This is a genomic window from Microbacterium sp., from assembly GCF_031178445.1.
In the GTDB taxonomy this organism is placed as follows: Bacteria; Actinomycetota; Actinomycetes; order Actinomycetales; family Microbacteriaceae; genus Microbacterium.
In genome coordinates this window covers 158,217-180,278 of the sequence record NZ_JAPSIY010000005.1, presented here as the reverse complement: position 1 = coordinate 180,278, position 22,062 = coordinate 158,217, and the positions used below count along the sequence as shown (strand labels likewise).

At 68.2% G+C, this 22,062-nt stretch carries 20 protein-coding genes; 15 read left to right on the top strand and 5 right to left on the bottom strand.

The genetic code is table 11. The features are described from left to right. The first annotated feature begins 120 nt into the window (after positions 1-120). The 7 genes from RIN43_RS09150 to RIN43_RS09120 all read left to right on the top strand — a co-directional run bounded on the left by RIN43_RS09150 (position 121) and on the right by RIN43_RS09120 (position 7,161). A complete protein-coding gene (locus tag RIN43_RS09150; RefSeq protein WP_309128598.1) occupies positions 121-1,056 on the top strand; it encodes a sugar-binding transcriptional regulator in 936 nt (311 codons plus the stop codon). Continuing rightward, positions 1,053-2,054 (top strand): deoxyribose-phosphate aldolase, encoded by a 1,002-nt coding sequence (gene deoC / locus RIN43_RS09145; protein ID WP_309128597.1) that lies wholly within the window; start codon positions 1,053-1,055, stop codon positions 2,052-2,054. The genes RIN43_RS09150 and deoC overlap by 4 nt, the downstream gene beginning before the upstream one ends. Before the next feature lie 10 nt (positions 2,055-2,064). Continuing rightward, positions 2,065-3,507, top strand: a complete 1,443-nt coding sequence (locus RIN43_RS09140) for an aldehyde dehydrogenase family protein (RefSeq protein WP_309128596.1) — start codon at positions 2,065-2,067, stop codon at positions 3,505-3,507. Next, on the top strand, positions 3,504-4,355 hold the full coding sequence (locus tag RIN43_RS09135; RefSeq protein WP_309128595.1) for an aldehyde dehydrogenase family protein: 852 nt from the start codon (positions 3,504-3,506) through the stop codon (positions 4,353-4,355). Before RIN43_RS09140 ends, RIN43_RS09135 begins: the two co-directional genes overlap by 4 nt. Before the next feature lie 147 nt (positions 4,356-4,502). After that, complete coding sequence (clpX, locus tag RIN43_RS09130; RefSeq protein ID WP_309128594.1) at positions 4,503-5,771, top strand: ATP-dependent Clp protease ATP-binding subunit ClpX; 1,269 nt, start codon at positions 4,503-4,505, stop codon at positions 5,769-5,771. Between the two features lie 3 nt (positions 5,772-5,774). Further along, complete coding sequence (locus RIN43_RS09125) at positions 5,775-6,485, top strand: peptidase E (RefSeq protein WP_309128593.1); 711 nt, start codon at positions 5,775-5,777, stop codon at positions 6,483-6,485. Positions 6,486-6,615: 130 nt separating this feature from the next. Then, a complete protein-coding gene (locus RIN43_RS09120; protein WP_309128592.1) occupies positions 6,616-7,161 on the top strand; it encodes an NUDIX hydrolase in 546 nt (181 codons plus the stop codon). Between the two features lie 7 nt (positions 7,162-7,168). Here the strand turns inward: RIN43_RS09120 and RIN43_RS09115 are convergent, their stop codons facing one another. Beyond that, a complete protein-coding gene (locus tag RIN43_RS09115; protein WP_309128591.1) occupies positions 7,169-9,220 on the bottom strand; it encodes a M3 family metallopeptidase in 2,052 nt (683 codons plus the stop codon). 28 nt (positions 9,221-9,248) lie between these two features. After that, entirely contained in the window at positions 9,249-10,160 is a 912-nt protein-coding gene (locus tag RIN43_RS09110) for a LysR family transcriptional regulator (protein ID WP_309128590.1), read from the bottom strand. A gap of 83 nt (positions 10,161-10,243) precedes the next feature. On the opposite strand from RIN43_RS09110, the gene tdh reads away from it, so the two are divergent. The 4 genes from tdh to RIN43_RS09090 all read left to right on the top strand — a co-directional run bounded on the left by tdh (position 10,244) and on the right by RIN43_RS09090 (position 13,411). Next, positions 10,244-11,287 (top strand): L-threonine 3-dehydrogenase, encoded by a 1,044-nt coding sequence (gene tdh / locus RIN43_RS09105; RefSeq protein ID WP_309128589.1) that lies wholly within the window; start codon positions 10,244-10,246, stop codon positions 11,285-11,287. Further along, entirely contained in the window at positions 11,287-12,465 is a 1,179-nt protein-coding gene (locus tag RIN43_RS09100) for a glycine C-acetyltransferase (protein ID WP_309128588.1), read from the top strand. Before tdh ends, RIN43_RS09100 begins: the two co-directional genes overlap by 1 nt. Positions 12,466-12,581: 116 nt before the next feature. After that, positions 12,582-13,190 (top strand): helix-turn-helix domain-containing protein, encoded by a 609-nt coding sequence (locus RIN43_RS09095; RefSeq protein WP_309128587.1) that lies wholly within the window; start codon positions 12,582-12,584, stop codon positions 13,188-13,190. Positions 13,191-13,192: 2 nt separating this feature from the next. Then, positions 13,193-13,411: a hypothetical protein gene (locus RIN43_RS09090; RefSeq protein WP_309128586.1), complete on the top strand. Its 219-nt coding sequence runs from the start codon at positions 13,193-13,195 to the stop codon at positions 13,409-13,411. 32 nt (positions 13,412-13,443) lie between these two features. Here the strand turns inward: RIN43_RS09090 and RIN43_RS09085 are convergent, their stop codons facing one another. Then, the gene (locus RIN43_RS09085; protein ID WP_309128585.1) at positions 13,444-13,659 is read right to left on the bottom strand and encodes a hypothetical protein; all 216 of its coding nucleotides are present in this window, start codon (positions 13,657-13,659) and stop codon (positions 13,444-13,446) included. Next, entirely contained in the window at positions 13,659-16,232 is a 2,574-nt protein-coding gene (gene valS, locus RIN43_RS09080) for a valine--tRNA ligase (protein WP_309128584.1), read from the bottom strand. Before valS ends, RIN43_RS09085 begins: the two co-directional genes overlap by 1 nt. A 204-nt stretch (positions 16,233-16,436) precedes the next feature. Between valS and RIN43_RS09075 the strand changes: the two genes are divergently transcribed. Genes RIN43_RS09075 through RIN43_RS09060 form a run of 4 tightly spaced genes read left to right on the top strand, consistent with a single transcriptional unit; the run spans position 16,437 to position 21,364 of the window. After that, positions 16,437-18,068 (top strand): ABC transporter substrate-binding protein, encoded by a 1,632-nt coding sequence (locus RIN43_RS09075; RefSeq protein ID WP_309128583.1) that lies wholly within the window; start codon positions 16,437-16,439, stop codon positions 18,066-18,068. Positions 18,069-18,111: 43 nt separating this feature from the next. Beyond that, positions 18,112-19,077, top strand: coding sequence for an ABC transporter permease (locus RIN43_RS09070; protein ID WP_309128582.1), 966 nt, complete (start codon positions 18,112-18,114; stop codon positions 19,075-19,077). Then, positions 19,074-19,883, top strand: a complete 810-nt coding sequence (locus tag RIN43_RS09065) for an ABC transporter permease (protein ID WP_309128581.1) — start codon at positions 19,074-19,076, stop codon at positions 19,881-19,883. Before RIN43_RS09070 ends, RIN43_RS09065 begins: the two co-directional genes overlap by 4 nt. Continuing rightward, entirely contained in the window at positions 19,880-21,364 is a 1,485-nt protein-coding gene (locus RIN43_RS09060) for an ABC transporter ATP-binding protein (protein WP_309128580.1), read from the top strand. The genes RIN43_RS09065 and RIN43_RS09060 overlap by 4 nt, the downstream gene beginning before the upstream one ends. Before the next feature lie 40 nt (positions 21,365-21,404). Here the strand turns inward: RIN43_RS09060 and RIN43_RS09055 are convergent, their stop codons facing one another. Beyond that, positions 21,405-22,055, bottom strand: a complete 651-nt coding sequence (locus RIN43_RS09055) for a pentapeptide repeat-containing protein (protein WP_309128579.1) — start codon at positions 22,053-22,055, stop codon at positions 21,405-21,407. Positions 22,056-22,062: the final 7 nt, after the last annotated feature.

The following is a 22,062-nucleotide window of genomic DNA, read 5'->3' as shown; positions in this document are numbered from 1 at the left end:
GCGAGGGGGCCGGATGCGGCCTGCAGATGCGCATGCAGGCAGGGCGCGCTGCTCATCTGAGCAGACAGGTGCGCGTGCGTCGGCCGACTCGTAGGCTGGATGCGGAGGAAGGAGGATGCCGTGGACGACGAATTGCTGATGGTCAGGGTCGCTGAACTCTCGTACGACGAGAACAGGACGCAGGACGAGATCGGAGCGATCCTCGGCATCTCCCGGTGGAAGGTCGGCCGGCTGCTCGTGCAGGCGCGCGAGCGTGGGATCGTGCGGATCGAGATCGTGCATCCCCGCGCCCGCCGGCTCGGCCTCGAGCGCTCGCTCGTGGAGCGTTTCGCCCTCAAAGACGCCATCGTGGTGCCCGCGCCCGATGAGCAGGATGCCGTGCTCGATCGCGTCGCGCGTGCCGCGGCCGATCTGCTCACCACACTGCGGCCCGTTCCCCGGGTGCTCGCGGTCAGTTGGGGCCGCACCCTGACCGCCATCGCCGACGCGCTGCCCGACGGCTGGGCGCGCGGCGTCACCGTCGTGCAGGCCAACGGAGGAGTGAGCCTGAACCGCCGCTCCGGCGGCGCGGCATCCGTCGCGGCGACGATCGCCCATCGCGGCGCAGGTCAGGCGGTGCTGCTGCCCAGCCCCGCGATTCTCGAGCGCGTGGAGACCAAGCAGGCGATCGAGTCCGATCGCACCGTCGCGGGTATCCTCGATCAGGCGGCGCACGCCAGCACCTTCCTGTTCACCGCAGGACCGTGCGATCCTGCCTCCGCGCATGTCGAGAACGGCTACCTGACCGTCGACGACATCGCCGAGCTCGCCCGCCGCGGTGCCGTCGGCGATGTGCTCGGCCGGTACATCGACGCCGACGGCAACATCGTCGATCCCGAGCTCGACGCGCGCACCGTCGGCGTGGCGCTCGAACAGCTGCGCTCAGCGCCCAGATCCATCTTCGTCACCGCCGGCGCCCTCAAGCACGACATCGCGCGTACAGTCGTGAGCAACGGGCTGTGCAGCGTCGTGGTGACGGACGAATCCACAGCACAAGCACTCTTGGAGGACATGTGACGACCACAGAAATCGTCCGGCGCAATGCCGTCGATGTGCTGGGCGGTGAACCCGACGACGCGACTCTGCGCCGGTTCCTGCACGGCCTGCCCGGCGTGGACGCGGTGGGTCTCGAGCAGCGGGCTGCCGGCCTCGGCACCCGCTCGATCAAGACGACATCCAAGGCGTGGGCTCTCGACAAGATCATCTCGCTGATCGACCTCACGACTCTCGAGGGCGCCGATACGGCAGGCAAGGTGCGATCGCTCGTCGCCAAGGCGAAGAATCCGGACGCCGCCGACCCCGGCACGCCTCTCGTGGCGGCAGTCTGCGTATACGGCGACATGGTCGGGCACGCGGTGGCGGCGCTCGGCGACGTGCACGGCGACCCTGACGACGGTCGTATCGCCGTCGCCGCCGTCGCGACCGCATTCCCGTCCGGCCGCGCGTCGATCGAGGTCAAGCTGGCAGACACCGCTGAAGCGGTCGCTGCCGGTGCGGACGAGATCGACATGGTGATCGACCGTGGCGCCTTCCTCGAAGGACGCTACGGGCTGGTGTTCGACCAGATCGCCCGTGTGAAGGAGGCGTGCCGCCGCGAGGACGGCACGTATGCATCGCTCAAGGTCATCATGGAGACGGGCGAGTTGAACACGTACGACAACATCAAGCGCGCGTCGTGGCTCTCGATTCTCGCGGGCGGGGACTTCATCAAGACCTCCACGGGCAAGGTTCAGCCGGCCGCCACGCTCCCGACGACGCTGCTCATGCTGGAGACGGTGCGCGACTGGCACCGTGCCACGGGTGAGAAGATCGGCGTCAAGCCGGCCGGCGGCATCCGTTCCTCCAAGGATGCGATCAAGTACCTCGTGACGGTCGCCGAGACCGCCGGCGAGGAATGGCTGCAGCCGCACCTGTTCCGCTTCGGCGCATCGAGCCTGCTCAACGACGTGCTGCTGCAGCGCCAGAAGCTCATCTCCGGACACTACTCCGGCCCCGACTACGTCACGATCGACTGAGGAGCCTCATATGTCATTCCTGGAATACGCTCCCGCCCCGGAGTCCAAGGCGATCCTGAAGCTGAAGGACGCCTACGGCCTGTTCATCGACGGCGAGTTCGTCGACGGCGGCGGATCGAGCTTCCACACGATCTCTCCCGCCGACGAGAGCCGCATCGCCGAGGTCGCCTCGGCATCCGATGACGACATCGATCGCGCCGTCGCCGCCGCGCGCCGCGCCTATGACAAGGTGTGGTCCAGGATGAGCGGCCGCGATCGCGGCAAGTACCTGTTCCGCATCGCCCGCCTCGTGCAGGAGCGCGCGCGAGAGCTCGCGGTGGCCGAGAGCCTCGACAACGGCAAGCCGATCAAGGAGAGCCGAGACGTCGACGTGCCGCTCGTCGCGGCCTGGTTCTTCTACTACGCCGGGTGGGCCGACAAACTCGACCACGCCGGCCTCGGCGCCGACCCGCGCTCCCTCGGGGTCGCCGGTCAGATCATCCCGTGGAACTTCCCGCTGCTCATGCTGGCGTGGAAGATCGCCCCCGCCCTCGCGGCGGGCAACACCGTGGTGCTGAAGCCGGCGGAGACGACGCCGCTGACGGCGCTCATCTTCGCCGAGATCCTGCAGCAGGCCGACCTGCCCGCCGGCGTGGTGAACATCGTCACCGGCGCCGGTGCGACCGGTGCGACGCTGGTACGGCACCCTGATGTCGACAAGGTCGCCTTCACCGGGTCGACGGGGGTCGGCCGTGACATCGCACGGGCGATCGCGGGCACCGACAAGCGCGTCACCCTCGAGCTCGGCGGCAAGGCCGCGAACATCGTGTTCGACGACGCCCCCATCGACCAGGCCGTAGAGGGAATCGTGAACGGCATCTTCTTCAACCAGGGGCACGTGTGCTGCGCCGGCAGCCGTCTGCTGGTGCAGGAGTCGATCCATGACGAGGTCATCGACAGGCTCAAGGATCGCCTCTCGACGCTGCGGCTCGGCGACCCTCTGGACAAGAACACCGACATCGGCGCGATCAACTCGGCGGCGCAGCTGGCGAGGATACGGGAACTGAGCGACATCGGCGAGTCCGAGGGGGCGGAGCGGTGGACCGCCGACTGCGTCATCCCCGACAAGGGCTTCTGGTTCGCGCCGACGATCTTCACCGGCGTCGAGGCATCGCATCGCATCGCCCGCGACGAGGTGTTCGGTCCGGTGCTGTCGGTGCTCACGTTCCGCACCCCCGCCGAGGCCATCGCCAAGGCGAACAACACCCCGTACGGGCTGTCGGCCGGCATCTGGAGCGACAAGGGCTCACGCATCCTCGCCGTGGCCGACAGGCTCCGTGCGGGAGTGGTGTGGGCGAACACCTTCAACCGTTTCGACCCGTCGAGCCCGTTCGGCGGCTACAAGGAGTCCGGCTACGGCCGAGAGGGCGGACGGCATGGCCTGACCGCGTACCTGAAGGGAGCATCCGCGTGAGCAAGAGGCTGACCGTTCCGAAGACCTACAAGCTCGCCATCGGCGGTGCCTTCCCGCGCAGCGAGTCGGGGCGCACGTACGAGGTGGTCTCGGCCAAGGGCCGCTTCCTGGCCAACGCAGCGAAGGCTTCGCGCAAGGACGCCAGGGACGCCGTCGTCGCGGCCCGAGCGGCGGTGAAGGGCTGGTCGGGAGCGACCGCCTACAACCGAGGTCAGGTACTCTATCGCGTCGCTGAGATCCTCGAAGGGCGCCGAGCCCAGTTCGTCGACGAGATCGTCGACCAGGAGGGCGTCAGCGCGACGGCCGCGGCTGCGCAGGTGGATGCTGCCATCGACATGTGGGTCTGGTACGCCGGCTGGTGTGACAAGTACGCGCAGGTCGGCGGGAACGCGAACCCCGTCGCCGGTCCGTACTTCAACATCTCGGTGCCGGAGCCGACTGGAGTGGTCGCGATCGTCGCACCGCAGGACTCCGCGCTGCTCGGTCTGGTGTCCGTCGTCGCGCCGGCGCTGGTGACGGGCAACGCCGTGGTCGCGATTGCGAGCGAGCGCTTCCCGCTCTCTGCGATCAGCCTCGCGGAGGTGCTCGCGACCAGCGACGTTCCGGGTGGAGTGGTCAATGTGCTGACCGGCTCTCCGGCTGAGATCGCGCCGTGGCTCGCCGCGCACGCCGACGTCAACGCCATCGATCTCGCCGGCGCGGGCGGTCTCGACTGGATCGACATGGAGATCGCAGCGGCCGACACGCTCAAGCGGGTGCTGCGACCGGGGTCCGTGGAGCAGAGCCTGGACCGCATCACCGCATTCACGGAGACCAAGACGGTGTGGCACACCAAGAGCATGGTGTGACGATCTGAGGCGGCGAAGGCCGGATCTGCTGCCAGCAGATCCGGCCTTCGCCTCGCGCGCCAATACGCCCCGGTGTCCGACCCAGCGGTTAGGCTCGATCTGTGCCCTCAGGACCCCGCCTGAAGGCAGGCTTCGAGGAGGACGCGCATGGCACGCATCGGCGAAAGCGCTGACCTGTTCAAATGCTCTTTCTGCGGGAAGAGCCAGAAGCAGGTGCAGCAGCTGATCGCCGGCCCCGGCGTGTACATCTGCGACGAGTGCGTCGAGCTGTGCAACGAGATCATCGAAGAGCGGATGGCCGAGTCCGGCAGCGGTCCCGTCGCCGACTTCGAGCTGCCCAAGCCGCGTGAGATCTTCTCCTTCCTCGAGGAATACGTCGTCGGTCAGGATGCCGCGAAGCGGTCGCTCGCGGTGGCGGTGTACAACCACTACAAGCGCGTCCGCGCCCGCGGCACGCTGCAGCCCGCCGAGCAGAAGGCCGACGAGATCGAGGTCGCCAAGAGCAACATCCTCATGCTCGGTCCGACCGGCTGCGGCAAGACCTATCTCGCGCAGACGCTCGCGAAGCGGCTGAACGTGCCGTTCGCCGTCGCCGACGCCACAGCGCTGACCGAAGCGGGGTATGTCGGCGAGGACGTCGAGAACATCCTGCTGAAGCTGCTGCAGGCAGCAGACTATGACACCAAGCGCGCCGAGACCGGCATCATCTACATCGACGAGATCGACAAGATCGCGCGGAAGGCGGAGAACCCCTCGATCACCCGTGATGTGTCGGGCGAGGGCGTGCAGCAGGCCCTGCTGAAGATCCTCGAGGGGACGGTGGCCTCGGTGCCGCCGCAGGGCGGACGCAAGCATCCGCACCAAGAGTTCCTCCAGATCGACACCACGAACGTGCTGTTCATCGTTGCCGGCGCCTTCGCCGGTCTCGAGGACATCATCTCGGCGCGCGTCGGCAAGCACGGCGTCGGGTTCGGTGCACCGCTGCACGACAAGGGCAAAGACCTCGATCTGTTCAGCGAAGTGCTGCCGGAGGACCTGCACAAGTTCGGCCTGATTCCCGAGTTCATCGGCCGCCTCCCCGTGGTGACCTCCGTGTCGCCGCTCGATCAGGAAGCGCTGATCGACATCCTCACCGGCCCTCGCAACGCGCTGGTCAAGCAGTACCAGCGGATGTTCGAACTCGACGGCGTGCAGCTCGAGTTCGAAGAGGACGCGCTGCGCTCCATCGCCGACCTGGCCGTCGAGCGCAAGACGGGTGCCCGTGGGCTGCGGGCGATCCTGGAGGACGTGCTGGGCCCGATCATGTTCGAGATCCCTTCGACCGAGGACGTCACCAAAGTCATCGTCACCAAGGACGCCGTCGACGAGGGGGCACCGCCCACCGTTGTGCTGGCACGCAAGCGCAAGAGCGCGTGAGCCGTGGCGGTTCCTGGCACGATCGTCACGCTCGGTGGCGGCGGCTTCTCGATGTCCGACGACGGCGGTTCGGCGATCGATGACCTGTTGCTCGAACTCACGGGGCGTGGGCGGCCGAGAGTGTGCTTCGTGCCGACGGCGAGCGGCGATTCCGTCGACTACGGCAGACGATTCGAGGCCGCGTTCGCAGGGCGGGCGCAGGCCTCGGTGCTGTCGCTGTTCGGCAACTCGGCATACGACTACAGCGACCCGGAGGTGCTGCTGGAGCAGGACCTGATATACGTCGGCGGTGGTTCCACGGCGAACTTGCTTGCGATCTGGCGCTTGCACGGCGTTCCCGAGGTGTTGCGAGAGGCCGCTGCGGCCGGAACGATCCTGGCAGGTCTCAGCGCGGGGATGAACTGCTGGTTCGAAGCTTCGTCGACGGACTCCTTCGGCCCCCTCGCCCCGCTGTCTGACGGGCTCGGCTTCCTGCCGGGGAGCGCTTGCCCCCACTACCTCGGCGAACCCGGTCGCCGGGAGCTGTACCTGGACTGGGTCGGCTCCGGGGCGGTCCCCGAGGGCCACGCAGCCGACGACTACACCGCGATCGTCTGGCGCGACGGCGAGATCGTGGAAGCGGTCAGCGAGCGCGGAGACAGATCTGTTGCCGCCGTGTCTCGCAACGGCGGTGCGGGCGTGGAGACGGAGCTCCCGGTACGGGTGCTCGGCTGACAGGAAGGGTGAGGTCGGTGCGTCACCAGGATCACCGTCACGACGGCCACCGTCGACGCTGGAGCACCATCCACCGCCGTGCTCGCAGGCAAGCACAGGAGCACCTGACTCCGGCCAGGGGTCCCGAGTCATGACAGCCGCACCCCTGCCATGGCGGGTGCGGAGCAGCGAGACGATCGTCGCCGACCGCTGGATACGTCTGCGCGCCGACGAGTGCGAGGATGCCGCAGGGCGCGTGATCGCGCCGTACTACGTACTCGAACCAGCGGAGTGGATCTCGCTGCTCGCGCTCACTCCCGACGGGGAGGCCGTCGTGGTCGAGGAGTACCGGCACGGCGCCGGCGCCGTAGCCCTGGGTACGGTCGGCGGTGCGGTGGAGGCGAGCGAGCAGCCTCTGGACGCCGCTCGTCGCGAGCTTCTGGAGGAGACCGGCCACGCAGCCGCGGAGATCGTCGACCTCGGTGCGACCTGGGCGAACTTCGGCAACCACACCAACCGCGTGCACCATTTCCTCGCGCTGCACTGCGTGCACCTCGCCGAGCAGGAACTCGACGAGGGGGAGGCGATCGCCGTACGGAAGCGGCCGTTCGACACCCTCGGCTCAGAGCTCGAGCAGAGCTACCATCAGCTGACCTGGTACAAGGCGCGGGAGTGGCTCAGCCGCGCATCGGCATGATCAGGCGTCAGTCCGCCAGCCCGCGGCGCGTCAGCAGCGGACCGATCTCGGCATCCCGGCCCCGGAAGTCGCGGTACGCCTCCAGCGGGTCCTTCGAACCGCCCACGCCGAGCAGCCGCTGCCGGAACCGGTCGCCGTTCTCCCGCGTCAGTCCGCCGTTCTCGCGGAACCACTCGACGGTGTCGGCATCGAGCACCTCGCTCCAGATGTAGGAGTAGTACCCGGCGCTGTAGCCGCCCGAGAAGACGTGAGCGAAGTACGTGGAGGAATAGCGGGTCGGAACCACCGCGTTGCGCAACCCGACGTCCTCGAGCGCGGCCGCTTCGAACGCCGCGACATCGCCGATCTCCGGCCCGTCCTGCACCCGGTGCCAAGCCTGATCCAGCCAGGCCGCGGCGAGGTACTCGCTGGTCGCGTGACCCTGGTCGAACGTCTCCGTCGCGCGCAGGCGCTCGACGATGCCCGGATCCAGAGCCTCACCGGTCTCGTAGTGGCGGGCGTAGTTGTCGAGCACTTCGCTCCAGAGGATCCACATCTCATTCACCTGGCTGGGGAACTCGACGAAATCGCGGAACACGTTGGTGCCGGAGAAGTGCGGATACGTCACGCGTGCGAACAGACCGTGCAGGGCGTGCCCGAACTCATGGAACAGGGTCGTCACCTCGTCGAGGGTGAGCAGGGTCGGCTGACCCTCGCCGGGCTGCGAGACGTTGAGGTTGTTCGCCACCACCGGCAGAGTTCCGCGCAGGGCCGACTGGCTCACAATCGGATTCATCCAGGCGCCTCCGCGCTTGGAGTCGCGCGTGTAAAGATCGAGCACATACAGTCCGACCGCGGCGCCGTCGGTGTCGTGCACCTCGAAGACCCGGGCGCCGGGGTGATACGCGTCCAGATCCTCCCGCTCGGTGAAGCTCACGCCGTACAGCTTCGTCGCCGCGAAGAAGACACCGTCGCGCAGGACGCGCTCGGCCTCGAACCACGGGCGCAGCGCCGCGGTATCGATGTCGTAGCGGGCCTGGCGGACCTTCTCGGTGTAGAACGCCCAGTCGTGCGCCTCCAGCTCGAACGGCTCGGGCGCGCTCTGGTCGATGATCTCCTGCAGAGCGACCCGCTCCCGCTCCGCGTTCCGCGCGGCCGGCACCGCGAGGCGACGGAGCATCCGTTCGACAGCCTCGGGGGAGCCGGCCGTCTCGTCGGCCGTGATGTAGGCGGCGTGCGAGGCGTAGCCCAGCAGCGCTGCGCGCTCTGCGCGCAGACGCACGATCTCGGTGAGCACCGCGCGATTGTCGTTCCCGTTTCCGCGTGATGCGCGAGTGAGGGAAGCTGCCATGATCCGCCGGCGGCTCTCCCGCACGGTCAGGGCCGAGAGATACGGGTGCCCGCTGAACAACGGCAGCGTGACCAGATGCTTGCCCTCCTCGCCGCGATCAGCCGCGGCTCGGGAAGCCGCGCTGAGCTCTCCCGCACTCAGCCCGTCCAGTTCGGCGACATCGTCGAAGAGCACGGCGAGCTCGTTCGTGTCGTTCAGCAGGTTCTTCTCGAAGGTCGTACTCAGCGACGACAGACGCTGGTTGAGACCGGTGAGGCGAGCCTTCGCGTCGTCATCCAGGCCCGCGCCTGCATGGCTCATCTCGCGCAAGTGGCGCTCGACGAGATAGCGCTGCTCGTCGTCGAGATCGAGGTCGTCCAGCTGCCCGTGCACCTGGGAGACCCTCCAGTACAGCTGTGCGTCGAGGCGGATCGCGTCCTGGTGCGCCGCCATGAGCGGTGCGAGCTCCTCGTCGATGGCCTGGATCTCAGGCGTCGCATCAGCCGAGCTCACGGTGTAGAAGGCGTGCGCGACACGGTCGAGCAGTTCACCGCTGCGCTCCAGCGCCTCGATCGTGTTCTCGAAGGTGGGCAGTGAACGCACGGCAGTGATCGCGGACACCTCCCGGCGGTGCTCGTCGAAGGCCTGGCGGAACGCCGGCAGGTAGTGCTCGGGCCGTATCGCGTTGAAGTCGGGCAGCCCATAGGGGAGCGTGGACGGCTGGAGCAGCGGATTCGAGGCCTCGGTCATCCCTCGAGCCTATGACCCGACGGATCGGTCATCCGCTCAGGCGCGCCATCACCCGCTGCAGCGCCTCGACGACCATTCGGACCGAGCTTCGGCGCAGATTCTCAGGCCTGCCGAGCAGATCGATCGAACGCAGGGTGTTCACGCCTTCGAGTGGCAGTCGCACGATGTCGCGGTCGTAGTCCACGCTGCGCGAGGTGTACCGCGGCAGCATCCCGATCGCGTCTCCGGCGGCGACGACGGCCGCCACCGCCCCGTAGTCGTTGATGCGATGCTGAACCTGCACGGAGCGGTTCGCGATCGCCGCCACAGCCCTGAGCACGTCGTCGGGGGAGTAGCCGATCCGACTCGTGACCCAGCGCTCGCTCGCAACATCCGCGGGCGTGAGCGACCGGCGGGCGGCGAGCGGATGCGAGGCCGCGACAGCGACGTCCAGCGGCTCCTGGACCAATGTCAGGCTGCGCACGCCCTGCGTCGGCCAGGGGGCCGAATGCTCCATGCGGTGCGCGAGCACGAGGTCGTAACGCGCGGTGAGCGCAGGGAACTCGGTCTGCGCGACGTCCTCATCGGTCAGCCGGACGCTCGGGGCCGTTCCAGCCGCTCTCAGCTCACGCAGCAGCGGACCGAACAGCGCCTGCCCTGCGCTGTGGAAGCCGCTCACGGTGACGACGCCGGTGACGTCGTGCTCGAACTCATCGAGAGCGCTGCGCGCCGCGGCCATCGCATCGATCGCCTCGGCTCCGGCGGCCGCGAGCACCCTGCCGGCGGCGGTGAGGGTGAGTGCGCGTCCCTGCTTCTGCGTCAGAGGAGTGCGGAATCCTCTTTGCAGTGCGGCGAGCTGCTGCGAGACAGCGGAAGGAGTGACACGCAGTGTCTCCGCGACCGCGGTGACGCTCCCCAACGCACCCAGCTCGCGGAGGATCTGCAGCTGATGAAGTTCCACCAGACGATCTTATTAGGCGTCCTTAACGGATGTTGCAGGAACATGTGGTTGCTCTACACCGTCGAATGCGATCAGATCGAAGCATGAAGGCGCTATTCAAACCCGCACCCGGAGCGGGTCTCGAGCTGGTCGACAGGCCCGATCCTGAGGCCGGCGCCGATGAGGTGCTCATACGCGTGCTGCGCACCGGCATCTGCGGAACGGACCTGCACATCCGTCGCTGGGACGACTGGGCGGCGTCAGCCGTTGCGGCACCGCTGATCCCCGGCCACGAGTTCTACGGCGAGGTCGTCGAGGTCGGCGATCTCGTGCGCGACATCGCCGTCGGCGATCGCGTCTCGGGCGAAGGGCACATCGTCTGCGGCACCTGCCGCAACTGCCGTGCAGGACGCAGGCAGATGTGCATCCGCACCATCGGGCTCGGGCTGCAGCGCGACGGCGCGTTCGCCGAGTACCTGTCGCTCCCCGCGACGAACGTGTGGGTGCACCACGCGGACGTCACTCCCGAACTCGGGGCCATCTTCGATCCACTCGGCAACGCCGTGCACACCGCCCTCACCTACCGGCTCGTCGGTGAGGACGTGCTGGTCACCGGATGCGGACCGATCGGGCTGATGGCGATCGCCGTGGCCCGCCACGCCGGGGCGCGCTTCATCACGGCCACCGACATCAGCGCGCCCCGCCTGGAGATGGCGCGGGCCATGGGTGCCGACCGCGTGGTGGACGTGTCGCAGCAGGACATCCATGACGCACAGGTCGCGCTCGGCATGCGCGAAGGGTTCGACATCGGCTTCGAGATGAGTGGTGCGCCGTCGGCGCTTCCTTCGATGATCGACAACATGAACCACGGCGGCCGCATCGCGATGCTCGGGCTGCCCAGCAGCGGCTTCGACATCGACTGGGGCAAGCTGGTCACGCACATGCTGACGATCAAGGGCATCTACGGACGCGAGATGTTCGAGACCTGGAACGCGATGGGCGCGATGCTGCAGACCAGCGCCACGCTTCGTGAGTCGATCAGCCGCGTCATCGCCGACTGCATCCCCGCGCGCGAGTGGGAGCAGGGCTTCGCTGCCGCGGAGTCGGCAGGCACGGGCAAGATCATCCTCGACTGGACGGAGCTGTGATGTACAGAGACTTCAAAACGCACGTGGCCGCTGAACTCGCCGGGATCGAGGAGGCAGGACTCACCAAGCACGAGCGTGGCATCCGCGGCCCGCAGAGCGCCGAGATCATCGCCGACGGTGCCGAGGTGCTGAACTTCTGCGCGAACAACTACCTCGGTCTCGCCGACGATCCCCGCATCCTGGACGCGGCCCGCAGCGCCCTGGACGAATGGGGCTACGGGCTCGCGAGCGTGCGCTTCATCTGCGGCACCCAGGAGCAGCACCTCGAACTCGAGCGACGGCTGTCCGACTTCCTCGGCACCGACGACGCGATCCTGTACTCGTCGTGCTTCGACGCGAACGGCGGCGTCTTCGAGACGCTGTTCTCGGCCGAGGACGCGATCATCTCCGACGAGCTGAACCACGCCTCGATCATCGACGGGATCCGGCTGTCCAAGGCTCGCCGGCTGCGCTACCGCAACCGTGACATGGCCGACCTCGAGGAGCAGCTGCAGGCAGCATCCCAGGCGCGATTCCGCGTCATCGTGACCGACGGCGTCTTCTCGATGGACGGCTACATCGCGCCGCTCGAGGCGATCTGCGACCTCGCAGAGCGCTATGACGCCCTCGTCTTCGTCGACGATTCCCACGCTGTCGGATTCGTCGGCGAGAACGGCCGCGGCACACCTGAGCTGTGCGGGGTCGCCGACCGCGTCGACATCTACACCGGCACGTTCGGCAAGGCCCTCGGCGGGGCATCCGGCGGATACGTTGCCTCGCACCGGGAGATCGTGGCTCTGCTGCGCCAGCGGTCGCGCCCGTACCTCTTCTCGAACACCCTGGCGCCCGCGATCGTCGCAGGGACGCTGACCGCCCTCGACCTCGTCGAAGGGTCCGCGGATCTGCGTGCCCGACTGCGCGAGAACGCCGCACTGTTCCGCGAGCGGATGACGGCGGAGGGCTTCGACCTGCTGCCGGGGGAGCATCCTATCGTCCCCGTCATGTTCGGCGATGCGGCACTGACCGCGCGCATCGCCGAGGAGATGCAGGCGCAGGGCGTGTATGTCACGGCGTTCAGCTTCCCCGTGGTCCCGAGAGGCCTGGCCCGCATCCGCGTGCAGCTGTCCGCCGCACACACCGCTGAACAGGTCGAGCGCTGTGTGGCGGCGTTCGTGACGGCACGCGCTGCGGTGAGCTGACGGCGCCTGCCGCCCGTCTCGTCTGCGGGGGCGCCGACCTCCGCGCCTCGAATAGCATTACTCTCTTTGCAAAGAAAAGCTTGCAAAGAGAGTAATGCAAAGGTATCTTTGCATATATGACGGAGAACGAGCAGGGACGCACCCTCGATGCCAGCGCGCTGAAGGCACTCGCGCACCCGATGCGGGTGAGGATCTACGATCTGCTCAGCGAGCGCGGTCCGCAGACGGCGAGCAGTCTCGCCACGCTCATCGGAGAGACCTCGGGCGCCACCAGCTACCACCTGCGAGCGCTGGCCGCACACGACCTCATCCGCGAAGTGCAGGGGCGAGGCACCGCACGGGAGCGCTGGTGGGAACGCCCGAAGGGGCGTATCAACCTGCCCGGACCCGACGAGCAGATGACACCGTCCAGCCGCGCCGCCGCGCAGATCGTCACGTCCGAGTTCTTCCGGCTCAGGCACCAGACGCTGATGGACTACCTCAGCCGTCCCGAGTCCGAGAAGCCCGAGGAGTGGCGGGATGCAGGCCTGGTGATGACCACCATGTTCGATCTCACGCCCGATCAGATGCAGGCACTCAAGGACGAGCTGACCGCGGTGGTCGATAACGCTATCGAGCGCTACCGCGGACAGGAATCCATGCCAGGCACCCGACGCGTATCGCTGCGCGCGGAGATCTTCGACCTCCCCGCGGCGAACAGCCGCGGGACGATGAATCAGGAGTGATCATGACCAGTGCGACGCTTCATCTCACCGCCCCGACCGCTCTCGAGCGCGGCCTGCAGCACATCGCCGACGCGATCTCGCACTACGTCGCTCGCCGAATCGCCGCCCGAGCCGAGCGCCGTGAGATCACGCTCGATATGCTGCGGGAGCAGCAGACCCGCAGACACGATCCGCAAGCCCTCGACACCGCACTGCTGGCTCTCGGCTCGCGTCCGCGCTGAACGCGCGGTGTTCACCGGAGGGGCGCCGGAGATCAGTCCTGGAAGGGCCGGGCGACGACGTCGCCGGAAGCGGTGAGCAGCACTTCCCACCCGGCGTCCAGCTCGGCGATGGGCCGGCCCTCCAGCCAGGTCAGCGTCCAATGGCCTACAAGGCCACCCGCCTCCACCTCGGCGATGGCCGGGCGCAGGGCAGCGGGCACGGAAGCCGGCGGCTCCGCACCCGTCGCCCAGCGAGTCCCGAGCTGCATCACGCCTCCACCGGAGCCAGCTCGATCTGCGTCACAGCCAGCGCGTCGGCCTCGGCGAAGTGCAGCTCAGCGATCCGGCCCACCGCCTTCAGGTCGCCGGCCGCGGCCTTCAGCGCCTCGATCTTCGTCGCCGGCGCGGCGATGGTAGCACTCGACACGGGCGTCTTCTGCGAGGCCTTCGCCTCGGTCTTCGCCCGGCGGATGCCGATCAGGGCATCACTCGCCGCGGACAGCACGGCCACATCGCCCTCGATGCCGAGCGGATCGGGCCAGGCGGCTGTGTGGATGGAGCCCGCTTCGAACCATGACCACGCCTCCTCGGTCGCGAACGACACGATCGGGGCGAGAAGGCGAAGCAATGTGGACAGCGCCAGTCGCAGCGCGAGGGCAGCGGAGGCCTGCCCGACATCGGACTGATCGTACGCTCGCTCCTTGACCAATTCGAGGTAGTCGTCGCAGAACGTCCAGAAGAACGCCTCTGTCACCTCGAGCGCCTTGGCCTGATCGTAGTTCTCGTAGGCTGCGGTGGCCTCGCGGATCACACCGTCGAGGGTCGCCAGCATCGAGGCGTCCAGTGCATGAGTGATCTGCGCGCCCTCGGGCACGGGGAACGAGAGCACGAACTTCGCCGCGTTGAGGATCTTGATCGCCAGGCGGCGTCCGATCTTCACCTGCGTCGGGTTCTGGGGGTCGAACGCTGCATCCATTCCGAGGCGGCTGGATGCCGACCAGTAGCGCACTGCGTCGGAGCCGTGCTTGTCGAGGATGTCGGCGGGCGTGACCACGTTGCCCTTCGACTTGGACATCTTCTTGCGATCGGGATCGACGATGAAGCCGGAGATCGCGGCATTGCGCCACGGTGAGCGGTGGTCCTCCAGCGTGGAGCGCAGCATGGTCGAGAACAGCCAGGTGCGGATGATGTCCTGACCCTGCGGGCGCAGGTCGAACGGCGCGACCAGGTTCCACAGCTCCTCATCCCGCTGCCATCCGCCGGCGAGCTGCGGGGTGAGCGAGGAAGTGGCCCAGGTGTCGAAGATGTCCTTCTCGGCGTCGAACCCGCCGGGGACTCCACGCTGCTCCTCGGTGTACCCCTCGGGCACATCGGTGGTCGGATCGATCGGCAGCCTGTCGTGCGAGGGCACCAGTACGCGGTCGTAGTCCCGCTCGCCGTTCTCGTCGAGCGCGTACCACACCGGGATCGGCACGCCGAAGAAGCGCTGGCGCGAGACCAGCCAGTCGCCGGTCAGGCCGCCGACCCAGTTCTCGTAGCGCACGCGCATGAAGTCGGGGTGCCACGCCAGCTCGCGTCCGTTGGTGAGGAGATCGTCGCGCAGCTGCTCGTCGCGGGCGCCGTTGCGGATGTACCACTGGCGGGTGGACACGATCTCGAGAGGACGGTCGCCCTTCTCGAAGAACTTCACGGCGTGGCTGAACGGCTTCGACACCTCGATGAGCTCGCCGCTGTCGCCGAGCAGCTCCACGATGCGCTTGCGCGCGCTGAACACGGTCTTTCCCGCGAGCTCCGCGTAGGCGGCCCTGCCGGTGTCGGACTCGATCGCCTCCGGGGCGTCGACGAGCACCCGCCCGTCCATGCCGAGGATCGTGCGGTTGGGAAGGTCCAGCTCGCGCCACCAGACGATGTCGGTGACATCGCCGAAAGTGCAGATCATGGCGATTCCCGAGCCCTTGTCGGGCTGCGCGAGGTGATGTGCCAGCACGGGCACTTCGACGCCGAACAGGGGGGTGCGCACGGTGGAGCCGAAGTACGGCTGATAGCGCTCGTCATCGGGGTGGGCGACCAGGGCCACGCAAGCCGGAAGCAGCTCGGGCCGAGTGGTCTCGATGTGGATATCGCCTGAGCCGTCGCTCTTGTGGAAGGCGATGCGATGGAAGGCGGCCTGCTGTTCGCGGTCCTCGAGCTCGGCCTGTGCGATGGCCGAACGGAAGTCGATGTCCCAGAGCGTGGGGGCGAGGGACTGATACGCCTCACCACGGTCCAGTCCGCGCAGGAAGGCGAGCTGGCTCTGCCGGATCGTGTCATCCGAGATCGTGCGATAGGTCTGCGTCCAGTCCACGCTCAGCCCGAGCTGACGGAACAGCGCCTCGAAGTGCTTCTCGTCCTCGACCGTGAGTTTCTCGCACAGTTCGATGAAGTTGCGACGGCTGATCGGCACCTGGTCGGCCGCGCGCGACGACTTGTTGTCTCCGCCCTCGAACGGCGGGGTGAAGTCGGGGTCGTACGGGAGCGACGGATCGCAGCGCACGCCGTAGTAGTTCTGCACGCGGCGCTCGGTGGGCAGGCCGTTGTCGTCCCAGCCCATCGGGTAGAACACCTTCTTGCCGCGCATTCGCTCGAATCGTGCCTTGATGTCTGTGTGGGTGTACGAGAACACGTGACCGATGTGCAGGCTACCGGATGCCGTGGGCGGGGGAGTGTCGATCGAGTAGACGCCTTCGCGTCCGGATGCCGCGGCGCCGGCGCGGTCGAAGAGGAACGTGCCCTGCTCGGACCAGCGCTCACCCCACTTCGCTTCGAGACCTTCGAGGGCGGGCTTGTCGGGGATCGCGGACATGAGGGTCTCCTTGAGCGATGTGTGCGGCACTGTGTGAGCGTGCCTGAGTGTGGGTTGTGGGGAAAGTCTACTGGGCGAGGAGGTGTCTCGCCTCGTCCGGGCAGCACTCGTTCGACGACCTGCCCGGCAACAGCTAGATCGACTGCGTCCAAGAATCGCAGGTAGTATGGAATGTCACCCATCCGCACTCACCCGAGGTCGCTCATGCCTTCCCTTTCCGTGCGTCGCCTTCTTCCGCTGGCCGCCCTCGCCGCGGCATCCGCACTCATCCTGAGCGCATGTGCCGGCCCCTCCTCCGACACCGAGGCGGCCGGTGCTGATCCGGATGCAGAGCTGATCTGGGCCATCGAGGGCGCAAACCTGTCGGCCGGACACATGGACCCGCAGATCAGCCAACTCGACGTCTCGGCGATGGTGCAGCGTCAGGTGCTCGACTCGCTGGTGTTCCAGGAGGCGGACGGCACGTTCTCGCCGTGGCTCGCGAAGAGCTGGAAGGTCTCCGATGACGGCATGACCTACACCTTCGAACTGCGCGACGACGTCACCTTCACCGACGGCACGCCCTTCGACGCGGCTGCGGTGAAGGCGAACTTCGATCGCATCATGGATCCGGCGACTGCCTCCGCTCAGGCGGCCAGCATGCTGGGCGGCGACCTGTACGAGAGCACCGAGGTCCTCGGCGACCACACTGTGGCCGTGCACTTCACCGGCCCGTACGCGCCGTTCCTTCAGGCCGCGAGCACGGCGCAACTGGGCTTCTGGTCGCCGAAAGCGATCGCGGAATCCGGCGACCGGCTCAAGGCGGGCGGCCCGGATGTGAACGTGGGCACCGGACCGTTCGAGCTGACCGAGTACACGCCCAACCAGGAGATCGTGTACACCCGCAACGACGACTACGCCTGGGGCCCGCATGGCGAGAAGGCTCCCCGGTTCGAGACGCTGCGCGTGCAGATCCTCCCCGAGGCGTCCGTGCGCGCCGGCGTCGTCGAGTCGGGTGAGGCCGACCTCGCCAGCCAGCTTCCGCCGAACATCGCGGCCGGCCTCGGCGAGCAGCTCACCGTCGAGTCGATCGAATACCCGGGAATGCCCTACTCGCTGTTCCTCAATGAGGCGTACGGCGTGTTCGCCGATCAGAAGGTCCGGGAGGCGTTCGAGCGGGCCATCGACGTCGACACGGCTGTCGAGAAGATCTTCTTCGGTCAATTCCCTCGGGCTTGGAGCGTGCTGGGCTCAACGACTCCCGGCTATGACGAGACGCTGGAGGGCAGCTGGCCATTCGACGCGGACCGTGCGAACGAGCTGCTCGACGACGCAGGCTGGACGGAGCGCGACGCCGACGGGATCCGCGTGAAGGACGGCAAACGGCTCTCGGCGCGCTGGATCGCCTGGACGCCCGTCCCCGACGACCGCGCCGCGCTGGCCAACGCCATCCAGTCCGATCTGAAGAAGGTGGGCTTCGAGATCGAACGCGAGGTGCTCGAGCCCGGCGCGTACAACGAGCAGTACGGTCCGAAGACCTTCGACATCACCGACTGGGGCTTCTCGGGTGTGGACGCCGATCTGCTGCGCAGCCACCTGGGCAGCGAAGGCTTCCAGAACGCGTCGCAGGTGAAGGATCCCGAGGTCGACGCGCTGCTCCAGCAGGGACTGAGCACCACCGACCCGGCCGCTCGCGAGAAGGTGTACATCGAGCTGCAGCAGTGGAACGCGGAGCACGTCGCGATCGTGCCGTTGTACGTCCCCTCGCTGATCACCGCGGTGAACGACGGCGTCGACGGACTCTCGTACGACCTGTACGGGCGGCCCCTGTTCTACGACGTGTCGGTCACACGCTGACCTACCCGCACCGGTGAACCGTCCGCGGGCGAGAGGCCTCGCCGTGTTCCGCATCCTGCGCCGTAGCGGAGGGCTGCTGGCTTCGGTCGTGGTGGTGCTGTGGGGCGCGGCGACGCTCGCCTTCGTTTCGTTCCGGCTCATCCCCGGTGACCCGGTCTCGGTGATGCTCGGCCCGCAGGCGCAGGTGAGTGACGAAGTGAAGGACGGCATCCGCGCCGAGCTGGGGCTCGACCGGCCGGCCGGCGAGCAATACCTCGACTTCCTCGGACGGCTGCTGCGCGGTGATCTGGGCGAGTCGTATCAGCTGCGCATGCCCGTGACCGAGGTCATCGGACGACAGCTCGGCGCGACCGTGCAGCTCGCGCTGCTCGCGCTGGTGATTGCCCTGGTGCTCGCGCTCGCCGCAGCCCTGCTGGCGCGCCGGGGAGCTGCCAGGACCATCGTGGGGGCTCTCGAGCTGGTCGTGCTGTCGTCTCCGGTGTTCTGGATCGGACTCGTGCTGCTGAGCGTGTTCGCGTTCGGACTGGGCTGGTTTCCCGTCGCGGGATCGCGAAATCCGGCGACCATCGTGCTCCCCGCACTCACACTCGCCCTGCCCGTCTCGGCACTGATCGGGCAGGTGCTCCGCGACGGGATCGACGAGGCGGAGCGCCAGCCGTTCGCAGAGACCGTGCGGTCGCGCGGCGCCGACCATACGCGGCTCACGCTGCATCACACGCTGCGGCACGGCGCCGCCGGCGCCCTCACTCTCACCGCCTACCTCGTCGGGTCGCTGCTGGGCGGTGCGGTGCTCGTCGAGACCGTCTTCGCCCGGCCCGGCATCGGCAGCGTCACCCTGGCGGCGATCACCGACCGTGACCTGCCAGTGGTGACCGGTGTGATCATGCTCAGCGCGGTGGTCTTCGTCGCCGTCAACACCGTCGTCGAGGTGCTGCATCCCGTGATCGATCCACGTCTGCGCTCCGCGCCCCTGCGGCTGCCGGCACCCGCACTGGAGGAACGGCGATGAGGGCGCGCGTCATCGGCGCCTGGGTCGCGGGTGCGTTCCTCGTGACGATCGCACTCGCCGCCGCGTTCCCCGGAGTGCTCGCGCAGCACGATCCGATTCAGACCGATGTCGCCTCTGCGCTGCTGCCGCCCAACGCGGAACATCCGTTCGGCACCGACCAGAGCGGCCGCGACGTGTTCTCGCGGGTCGTGCACGGTGCGGGCTCCTCGGTGGGAATCGGCCTGCTCGCCACCTCCCTCGCGCTTATCGCAGGTCTCGTCGTCGGCTCCGCATCCGGGGCAGCGCCGCGTGCTGTCGACGCGGTGCTGATGCGGGTCACCGACATCCTGCTGGCGTTCCCGGAGTTCCTCGTCGCGCTCGTGGTCGTCGCGCTGCTCGGCCCTGGACACACCAACGTCGCGATCGCCGTCACGATCGCCGCCGCGCCCGTCTACGTCCGGCTGGCGCGCACCCGCACGCGCACGCTGCGGCTCGCAGAACATGTCGAGGCGGCGCGCATCGTCGGGGTGAGCCCGTTTCGCGCTTTCACGCGACACGTCGTACCCGGGGTGCTCGGCTCGCTCAGCGTGCTGGCGATGATCGGCGTCGGCTCCAGCATCCTGGCCGCCGCGGGACTGAGCTTCCTCGGTCTCGGACCCGCCGAGCCCTCGCCGGAGTGGGGGCTGATGCTCGCCGGAGGTCGCAATGTGCTCGGCCAGGCATGGTGGATATCCGTGTTCCCCGGAATGGCGATAACGCTGACAGTCATCAGCGCCACCGTCGTCGGCCGCACGCTGCGCGAACGAGCCGAAGGGCGTCGCTCGTGAATGCTCTGGACGTTCAGGGGCTGCGCATCGTCGCCGGCCCACGCACGCTCGTCGACGACGTGTCCTTCACGGTCTCGCCGGGGGAGTGCGTCGCGATCGTGGGTGAATCCGGCGCGGGCAAATCGCTCACCGCGCGCGCCCTGCTCGGCATGCTGCCGGAAGGAGCGAGGGCCGCGAGCGGCCGTCTCGATATCGACGGCACGGATGCCGCGGGGCTCGACGATGCCGGCTGGAGGATGCTGCGCGGCCGCTCGATCGCATTGGTCGCTCAGGACGCTCTCGCGGCGCTGGACCCCCTGCGCCGGATCGGCCGGGAGATCGCCGAGCCCATGGAGATCCACGGTCTGCACGCGAGCGACAGAGAGACGCGCGTGATCGATCTGCTCGCATCCGTCGCGATGCCCGAGCCGGCACGCCGGGCGCGCGACAGGCCGCACGAGCTCTCCGGAGGGATGAGGCAGCGGGCGCTGATCGCGTCCGCTCTCGCGGGCGACCCTGCGGTGCTGGTGGCCGACGAGGCGACGACGGCCCTGGACGCGACGGTGCAGGCACGCATTCTCGCGCTGCTGCGCGGCATCGCTGATCGCGGCACCGCAGTGGTGTTCATCAGCCACGACCTCGCGGCGGTGCGTCGGGTGGCCGACCGCGTGCTGGTGATGCGCGACGGGCGGATCGTCGAACGCGGCGAGACGGCCGAGCTGATGCGCGCCCCGCGGGACGAGTACACCAGGGCGTTGCTGGCGGCCAGCATCCCGCAGCCACGGGCCGTTCGCCGCGGTGCGGGGTCGACGCTCCTCGTCGCGCACGCCGTGACGAAGTCGTTCGACCGTCCGGCCGTGGACGGCGCGTCGTTCACCCTGACCGCCGGGCGCACGCTGGGGATCGTCGGAGAGTCCGGTTCTGGCAAGACCACACTGGCTCGGATGCTCGTCGGCGTGCAGCATCCGGATTCAGGGCGGCTGGAATGGTCATCGCCCCAACGGGTGCAGCTCGTTCACCAGAACCCGCTGGGAGCCTTCGATCCGCGGTGGACGATCGGCCGCTCCCTATCGGAGGCGCTGGAGGCGGCTGGAGTCTTGCGCAGGCATCGGACGCGTCGCATCTCAGAGCTGCTGAACGAGGTCGGACTCGACCCGGAGCTCTCGCGTCGCCGGCCGCGCGAGCTCTCCGGAGGCCAGCGGCAGCGCGCGTCGATAGCCAGAGCGCTCGCCGCCGACCCCGAGGTGCTGGTGCTCGATGAGCCGGTCTCGGCTCTGGATCCGACCGTGCGCGAGCGGGTGCTGCAGCTGCTCGCTCGTCTGCAGCAGGAGCGCGAGCTGACGATGGTCTTCGTCTCGCACGACCTGGGCGTCGTCGCGGCCGTCTGCGACGACGTGCTGGTCATGCAGCACGGCGTCATCGTGGAGCAGGGGCCGGTGCGTGACGTGTTCGCCGCGCCGCAGCATCCCTTCACCCGCGAGCTGCTCGCCGCCGGCGGCTGAGGCCGCCGGGCGAGGCGCGATCGCTCGCTCGGTCGCGACTTCAGTCGCGCAGACTGATCCCGGCGGCGGTGGCGAACACCGGGGCCAGCAGTTCGATCTGGCGTGGGGTCATCGTCGTGCCGCGCAGGGACGCGACATCGAGGAACGACAGCGCATCCAGCCCGCGCAGGTCGACATGCTCGGCACGCATGCCGCGGGTGTCCACCTCGTCGGCGCGGCAGGCTCTGAAGGCGACGCGGGTGAGCGTGGCGGCGGGCATGTCGAGCGCGGTCATGTGGCAGGCGTCGACGATGGCATCGACGGCCTTGACACCGGCGAGGCTCAGATAGTCGATGCGCACGCCGCGCAGTTCCAGCTCATCGATGCGCGTGTCGTTCAGGTCGAGAGTGCCGATCCGGCCGCCTACGAGGCGCACCCGGCGCAGGTTGGCGTCACGCGCAGACAGATCTGCGACCCGCATATCTCGCAGCTCGACGTCCATGAGCGTCGCTCCGCGCAGATCGAGGCTGTCAGCCGTGCCGGTGATGGCGCATCCCTCCAGCGACCCATGTGCCAGGTCGGTGTCGCCGTCCAGCTCGAAGAGGCAGCCGTGAACGTCGGCGCCGCGATGGGCCGCCGCCTTCTCGAGGTGCGGCGGCAGGTCGGGGGCCGAGATGACGGGAGGGCGGAGTTCGTCCGTGCGACGGGGCATGACAGCG